Origin of the sequence: Kaistella yananensis (assembly GCF_026107505.2) — a bacterium.
GTDB lineage: Bacteria > Bacteroidota > Bacteroidia > Flavobacteriales > Weeksellaceae > Kaistella > Kaistella yananensis.
Genome location: NZ_JAPCHZ010000001.1, coordinates 911,625 through 919,751 on the forward strand (window position 1 = coordinate 911,625; position 8,127 = coordinate 919,751).

Here is an 8,127-nt window from a genome sequence, read left to right on the forward strand (position 1 = left end):
CTATGAAAAAAATCTACATCCTCGTCCTTTCTGTATTTTATACACTCGGTTTTTCTCAACAGCTCGATGCTGAATTGTACGAAATCAATTACCAAAGTAGCTTAGATGCCCGGAATTTATTTAAATATAACGATCAAATTCTTTTCGCCGGTGCCAAAAACGATATGTCGCCAGGGTATTGGAATATGAATTACGAACTTTGGTCTTACAATTTCACCACAAAAAAAACAACGCTTCTGAAAGAGCTTGTGCCGTATGCGAGCTCACCTTTCGGGCGCGATCCCCAATTTCTTTTATTTAAAGGAAAAACCTACTTCCTCGCAGAAATAAACTCCAAATATGAACTTTGGGAAACTAATGGAACTACGGACGGTACCCGGAAGGTTTTCGGATTTCCCGATAATTATGTCATGCAAATGACTTCAAATACGGAAAAAATCATCATTACCGGAAATAAAACAGTTTATATTTCTGATGGTTCAACGGCAGGAACTCAACTACTTATGCCGACGGCAGGTGAAATAGAGAAAAAACCGTTTCCTTACCAGTCTTATTTTGTGTTTGCCGCAAAAGATGCATCGTATAAAAATGAACTTTGGATGACCGACGGCGGTACTTCGGGCACCTTTAAAATAAAATCTTTAGATACCAATGACCAGCTGACCGTACATGTAGATCTGGACTGTTATATTTTAAATGGTCAACTGTTTTTCTACGGCCAGGACTCAAGTGGAACTAGAAATGGTTTGTGGGCCCTGGATAATGCCACAAAAAAAGCAAAGTTTATTTTTAAGACCAATGGAGTGAATTCCGGCAAGGTTCTGAACAATAAGCTTATTTTCTTTGGTAACACCTCAACTGACGGCAATAATCTTTTTGCCACCGATGGAACTGCCGAAAACACGAAGGCTTTAAACGCTACCATGCATTTTGCAAGCTCGGTTAATGAAGGGACAGGTTTGCAGATTTTGGGAGATTCGGTTTACTTTTTCGCGAATATAAACGAACGGAACAGGCTGTGGAAAACAGACGGTACCATGGCGGGAACGGTTTCGACAAATATCATAATCCCGGATTATGCTCGCCCGAATTTTCTGAAATATTTTCCGGAAAATAAACTTCTGCTCCTTGAAAATGCCTCCCATAACTTATTTTATCTGCTTGATGAAAATCTAAATGTAACCGCCCTCAACGAAACACGACTGCACGATGCGGTTGAAAAGGACAACAAACTGATCTTTAATCTGTACACCAAAAAATTTGGTCTGGAGTTATCTCAGTTCGATCCGGCTACTGCAGAAATTTTACTTTTTAAAGACAGTCAACATGAAATAGGAAGTTTCCCGTCGAACCTGCAGACCACGGCACAAAACTCTCTCATTTTCACCGCTAATGATGGTGAGTTTGGAAACCAGTTTTACAGCATTACCACTAAAGGTGACATCCCAAAAGTCATTAAGCAAAGTCCGAGCTGGAACAGCGTGCCAACGGGCGATCTTTTTAAAGTAGGCACATATTATTACGTAAAACCTTCGGAATATACGAGCGCTTTGGCAAAAACAAACGGTGAGGAAACGCAGACGCAGTTTTTATCGCTTCCTCAAACTTTTGACAGTTCTGCTTCTTTTGGAAATCTCAATGATGAAGCGCTCATCGTGACGACCTACAGCTCCAATCCGGAAAGAAACATTCGCGTCTGGAAAAACAATGTAGAGAGTAATAACGTAGAACTCATCAAAGAAATCCCGACTGGTTCCACAGTTCAAAACGCCAAAAGTATTTCTTACAAAGGCAATGTATATTTCACGGTGTATACGGCAGATTACCAAACACAGATCTGGAAAACCGACGGCACCGCGACCGGAACAAAAATCGCTTTCGACATTCCGGATAATGATTACTACAGCAATGTTCCACGACTTTTACAAGTCTTTGACAATCATCTATTAGTGGCTAAAAACACAAAACTCTGGGCCTTTAATGGAGATACCGAGCAGATAAAAGAAATTCCTTTCCCCACAAATGACTGGGGATACGGCGACTGGAATGTTGCCGACAATACGTTGATCGATGATGGGAAATTATATATTTTGTCTCAGCTCGGTTATGGAAGTGTTTTCAGATTTAATGATCTGCAGTCGGAGCCCACCAATCTGCTCAGTGCTAACTTTTTTGGGACCCAGACTTCCTTTAAAAAATGTGGAAATCAGATTTATGTAGGAAACGGAACATATGACGATAAGCTGCGCGTGCTTTGGAGCATTAATACCGCGACCTCTTCGGCTAAAGAAATCATCAACTATAATGCTGACGCTTCGATTTCTAATTTAACATGTGCGAAAAATTATCTATATTTTCTCCGGGAAAACAACACACAAGTTTGGCGGACAAACGGAACCGCTGAAAGCATAATTTCTCTGCCGATCAACGTTTTAAATGACGAACAGATCGCTTCTGATGATCAAATTTTAAAATTACATTCTTATGATGACTATATTTATTTTGTGGCAAAAACCAAAAGTTCAGGCACAGAACTTTATATTGTGAAAACCGAATTACCAGTTTATCTCAGTACAGGAAATGCAGCGGCGGGAGGCGAAAAGATCAAATTAATCTTATACCCAAATCCAGCAACATCATTTATTAAAATCAAAGAAAACCAAACCCCGCAAATCGAGACATACAAAATATTTGACACAACGGGAAAACAAATCCTGAGTGGAAAATACGCCGGTCAGCATCAATCCATCGATATTTCGCGATTGCTCACAGGAAATTACATTATCGAAATCACAACTAAGAACGGAAGCCGATTTTCTCAAAAATTTATTAAAAAATAAACATTCGTCAGTTTAAGTCAAACATAAATTATCATGAAAAAAATTCTGCACTTATCATTTTTCATTCTATTTGCCGCGGCTTACAGCCAGAATATTTCCAATTACGAATATGTTTCTATAGCAGCGAAAACGGGGAAGTTCGAATCCGCCAAATACGGTTTGAGTGGGATTTTAAGCTCAAAACTTAAGGCGGGGAAATACGAAGTTGTGAGTGAGAGCAATGATTCTTGGCCTGAAGCTGCAAAAAATAACCCTTGCGGTGTTCTGAAAGCAGAAATTGAGGACACCAGCACTTTCCTTAAAAATAAAATACAGGTAAACTTCAAAGACTGCAGCGGAAAAACGGTAGCCTCATTTGAAGGAAAGTCAAACATCAAAGAATTTGAACCCGGATTTAAAGATGCTTTAAATACGGCGTTGAAAACATTTCCTGTATCAAATCCTGTGAAATTGGCGGTTACCAATGAAACTCCCAAACCGAATACCGCAGCTGTGGCCGAACCTGTAAAATCAACATCACACCAAACTCCGAACAGCGGTGCAAAAACTGAAAATAAAGCAGAAATCTTCAGCACCGGAAAAATGATGCTGAACAGGATTTTCATTTCCGACAGCCAGTTTATCCTCGCCAGCCCGAATAATTCTACACCTTACGCCATCTTTAAAGCGACTACTAAAAAAGAGGTGTACAGAGTTCAGCTTCAGGATGGATCGCAAACTTTAGGATATCTAGAAAACGGAAACATCGTAATTGAATTACCCAATGCTGATGGGAGCTTCAGAAAGGAAATTTTTGAAGGAAAATAAATTACAAATTCGGGTTAAAATACTCCCAAACCAATCCGCCACGGCTTTTACCAAGGATTTCCTCCAAAGTTTCCCTGGAAGATTCTTTTACTCTTTTTACCGATTTCAGTTTTGAAAGCAGAAGTTCGATGGCTTTTTCCCCAATTCCCGGGATTTGTTCAAGCTCTGATTTGATGGTTGAATTTTTCCGTCTTGTGCGATGATGCTTTACGCCAAATCGGTGAGATTCGTCCCGGACACGCTGTAAAATCTTAAGCGTTTCCGATTTTTTGTCCAGGTAAAGCGGAATCGAATCTTCCGGAAAATAAATTTCTTCCAGCCGTTTCGCAATGCCGATGATGGTAATTTTTCCATAAAGGCCAAGAAGCTTCAGGCTTTTCACGGCAGACGAAAGCTGGCCTTTTCCTCCATCGATCAAAATCAACTGAGGCAACGGTTCATTTTCATCCAAAAGTCGTTTATACCGGCGGTAGATCACTTCTTCCATGGTCTTGAAATCGTCGGGACCCACTACTGTTTTCGGGTGAAAAATCCGGTAATCTGCTTTACTTGGTTTTCCGTTTTTAAATACAACGCACGCCGAAACCGGATTACTTCCCTGGATATTCGAGTTATCAAAACCTTCAATGTGTCGTGGTTCTGTCGGCATCCGCAGCAGTTTCTGCATTTCTGCCATGATTCGGTTGGTATGTCTTTCGGGATCTACAATCTGTACCTGTTTCAGTTTTTCGATGCGGTATTCTTTGGCATTTTTTTCTGAAAGTTCCACAATTCTCTTTTTGTCGCCCACTTTCGGAACAATGAGTTTTACATTCGGAATCTGCAGCGTAAGATGGAACGGGATCAGGATTTCCTTGGAATCTGAGTGGAATTTCTGCCGGATTTCGATCATGGCTTCTTCCAGAATATCTTCATCACTTTCTTCAAGAATTTTTTTAATCTCCGTCGTAAAACTCTGGATGATATTTCCGTTCTGAATTTTAAAGTAATTCACATAAGCCGCAGTTTCATCACTCGTCATCCCGAACACATCTACATCATCGATATTGGGGTTAACTACGGTATGTTTGTGCTTATAATTTTCGAGCATATCTATTTTTTCCTTGATCATATGGGCATTTTCGAATTCAAGATTCTCAGCATACCTTGTCATTTGCTTTACCAGATAATCTTTCGCCTGACGGAAATCTCCCTTCATAATTCCCCGTATTGCATCAATTTTCTGGTCGTAATTTTCTTTTGTTTCGAGCATTTCACAAGGACCTTCGCAGTTCTTGATGTGATATTCCAGGCAAACCTTATATTTTCCTTCTGCAATTTTTGCCGGAGATAGATTCAGATTACAAGTGCGGATTTTGTAAATATGTTTAATGGTATCGAGCAAAACTTTTGCAGGACTAACTTTCGCATAAGGTCCGAAATATTCTGAACCGTCTTTAATCATGGTTCTGGTCAAAAAAATGCGCGGAAAATTTTCGTTTTTGATGCAGATCCAAGGATACGACTTATCATCCTTCAGCATTACATTATAAAACGGCTGATGCTCTTTAATAAGATTGTTCTCGAGCAACAGCGCATCATATTCACTCGGAACGATGGTGGTTTCTAGCCGGTGAATCTTTCCAACCATAATTCTGGTTCTGTATCCTGAAAGATTTTTATTAAAGTACGAAAGCACCCGTTTTTTCAGATGCTTGGCTTTTCCGACATAGAGCAACTGTCCGTTTTTATCATAGTAACGGTAAACGCCGGGTTCGGAAGGTAAAGTTTTCAGCTGAAGTTCAAGGTCAGGATTCATGTAACAAAAATAGGGAATTGATTTTTATTCGGGCGTTTTTTTCGCTCTTCCATTTCCCCTTTTCTGTAGGTCTTTTTCCTTACAGAAAAGCGCTCTGTTCAGTCCTCGACGCATATTTCCACAATCCCGTAAAAAACTGTATTTTTAAAGAAAAATTTACCGATGATTTACGGCGTAGACCACTTTACCATTTCCGATGTAATGGAAATCTTAGCAAATCCCAATAAAGCAAAACTTAATAAGGAATCAAAAGACAAAATTTTAAGATCTCAGAAAAACGTTCAGCAAATTGTTGAATCCGACCGTACGGTTTATGGAATCAATACTGGTTTCGGACCACTTTGCGATGTGAAAATTTCAGAAGAAGAAACGGCGCAACTTCAGTATAATCTCATTATTTCTCACGCAGTGGGTGTTGGTAAACCAATTGCCAAAGAGTTGTCCAAAATGATGATGATTGCCAAAATTCACGCACTGTCGAAAGGATTTTCGGGGGTTTCGCTGGAAGTTATTGAAAGAATGATTCTGATGCTGGAAAAAGACATCATCCCTGCCGTTCCGGAACAGGGATCTGTTGGTGCATCCGGAGATTTGGCCCCTTTGGCACATTTGGTTCTGCCGCTTTTAGGTCTTGGAAAAGTATGGGAAAATGATTCCATAGTAGAAACAGCCAAAGTACTGAACAAACATGGATTAGAACCACTGATTTTAGGCCCGAAAGAAGGTTTGGGACTAATTAACGGTACTCAGTTTATTCTAGCTCATGCCATTTTAGGTCTTCACAAGTTTGAATATCTTTTAAATCTTGCCGACTTAACTGCTGCCATGTCATTGGAAGCGTACCGCGGCTCATCCAGCCCATTCAAAAAAGAACTTCATGATATCCGTCCGTTTGATGGCAGTAGAAAAGTAGCTGGCAGAATGTTGACGTTTCTGGAAGGTTCCGAAAACCTAAAGGAACACGAGTTTTGTGACCGCGTGCAGGATCCGTATTCAATGCGCTGTGTTCCGCAGGTTCACGGGGCGAGCAGAAATGCCTACGAACATCTTAAAAACTTAGCCGAAACAGAACTTAATTCAGTCACCGATAACCCGATTGTTTTAAGTGAAGAAGAATCCATTTCCGGCGGGAATTTCCACGGACAGCTGTTGGCATTACCTTTAGACTATGCTACTTTAGCAGCTGCAGAACTTGGCAATATATCGGACAGAAGAAGTTATCTTTTATTGGAAGGGAAATACGGTCTGCCAAAATTACTGGTTGAAAGTTCAGGATTAAATTCCGGATTTATGATACCTCAATATACATCGGCTGCCTTGGTAACCGAAAACAAAACACTGTGTTTTCCTGCTTCCGCAGATTCAATCCCAACAAGTTTAGGACAGGAAGATCATGTTTCGATGGGAAGTATTTCCGGAAGAAAATTCAATCAGGTTTTGGGGAATTTAGAAAATATTTTAGCGGTGGAACTTATGTTTGGCGCTCAAGGATTAGAGTTCCGAAGACCAGCAAAATGCTCGAATTATGTTGAAAATGCTTATAATCTCATTCGTACAAAAGTTGAAAAATTAGAAGATGACAGATTAATTGGTGAAGATATGTGGGCCATAGTGCAATTAATTCGTGAGAGAAAATTTGACGTAAATTAATAAAATATGAGAAAAAATATAATAGTAGCCGTTTTCTGCTGTTTAGTTTTATGGTAAATGCTCATCTAGTAAAAACACGAAGGTATCCGAACTGTTAGATTCGATGGGCAGCACACAAGCGCTGAAAACATCATATGAATATATGATAGAACAATATAAAAAGAACTAGCCCGATTTTCCAACTAAATATTGGGATAAAGCATCAAAATATGTTAATTATAATGAACTTATAGAAAAATTGATTCCCGTCTATACCAAACATTTTACTGAGCAGGAAATAGAAAGTCTCATAACATTTTATCATAGTACAACATGTGAGAAAATGGTTGATAAAAACCCGATTAATTCTACAAGAAAGCATGGAAATCGGTAAAATGTGGGCAGTTGAACTAACTCAAAAACTTGAAAAAGAAATCTCGTTTGCTACCAAAAAGGTATATCCATCGCCTCCTCCTCCGATGCCTTCTAAATAGTTAACTTACTATTAAAGATCAGATTATAATAAAAAGCTTCCACGAATTTATTGTTGGAAGTTTTTTTGTAATAAAAATTACACGATACTTTTTTTTGATTTAAACTTTCCTTTAAGTAAGTTTAACTGCATTTTCCTTTAGTAAGTTGTATAAACACAAAAAATCCTCAATCAAATAAATGACTGAGGATTAAAAAAAACTGGCGGCGACCTACTCTCCCGCTTTCGCAGTACCATCGGCGCTAGAGGGCTTAACTTCTGTGTTCGGAATGGGAACAGGTGAGCCCCTCTGCTAAAACCACCCTAAATATGTTATTTAGAGTCAAGATCCGAGACTCAAGATGCAAGACTAAAATCTTGGTTCTTGGTTCTGATATCTTGGTTCTATTTTTATCGATAAAAACTTTCACAAAGAGTAAACCTTTGATGCACTTAGGGAGCGCGCCTTATTAGGCTATAAATCTACGGGTAATTAGTACTACTCGGCTATGCCATTACTGACTTTACACCTGTAGCCTATCAACGTTGTCATCTCCAACGACCCTTAAAAGATGTCTCAT

The 8,127-nt window shown here is 39.3% G+C and carries 5 protein-coding genes and 2 rRNA genes; 4 read left to right on the top strand and 3 right to left on the bottom strand.

Translation table 11 applies throughout. The features are described 5' to 3' along the window. The first annotated feature begins 2 nt into the window (after positions 1–2). Entirely contained in the window at positions 3–2,840 is a 2,838-nt protein-coding gene (locus OK344_RS04165) for a T9SS type A sorting domain-containing protein (protein ID WP_265143586.1), read from the top strand. A 33-nt stretch (positions 2,841–2,873) separates the two neighbouring features. Then, complete coding sequence (locus OK344_RS04170; protein WP_265143587.1) at positions 2,874–3,647, top strand: hypothetical protein; 774 nt, start codon at positions 2,874–2,876, stop codon at positions 3,645–3,647. Position 3,648: 1 nt separating this feature from the next. Here the strand turns inward: OK344_RS04170 and uvrC are convergent, their stop codons facing one another. Beyond that, a complete protein-coding gene (gene uvrC, locus OK344_RS04175) occupies positions 3,649–5,445 on the bottom strand; it encodes an excinuclease ABC subunit UvrC (protein ID WP_265143588.1) in 1,797 nt (598 codons plus the stop codon). Positions 5,446–5,607: 162 nt separating this feature from the next. Here uvrC and hutH point away from each other — a divergent pair, with 162 nt between their 5' ends. Further along, positions 5,608–7,095: a histidine ammonia-lyase gene (hutH, locus tag OK344_RS04180; protein WP_265143589.1), complete on the top strand. Its 1,488-nt coding sequence runs from the start codon at positions 5,608–5,610 to the stop codon at positions 7,093–7,095. Between the two features lie 229 nt (positions 7,096–7,324). After that, on the top strand, positions 7,325–7,468 hold the full coding sequence (locus tag OK344_RS13440) for a DUF2059 domain-containing protein (RefSeq protein WP_407936699.1): 144 nt from the start codon (positions 7,325–7,327) through the stop codon (positions 7,466–7,468). 297 nt (positions 7,469–7,765) lie between these two features. Here the strand turns inward: OK344_RS13440 and rrf are convergent. Both rrf and OK344_RS04190 read right to left on the bottom strand, forming a co-directional pair. Next, positions 7,766–7,873: ribosomal RNA gene (gene rrf, locus OK344_RS04185) — 5S ribosomal RNA — on the bottom strand. A 145-nt stretch (positions 7,874–8,018) separates the two neighbouring features. Continuing rightward, positions 8,019–8,127: ribosomal RNA gene (locus tag OK344_RS04190) — 23S ribosomal RNA — on the bottom strand; the annotation flags it as partial.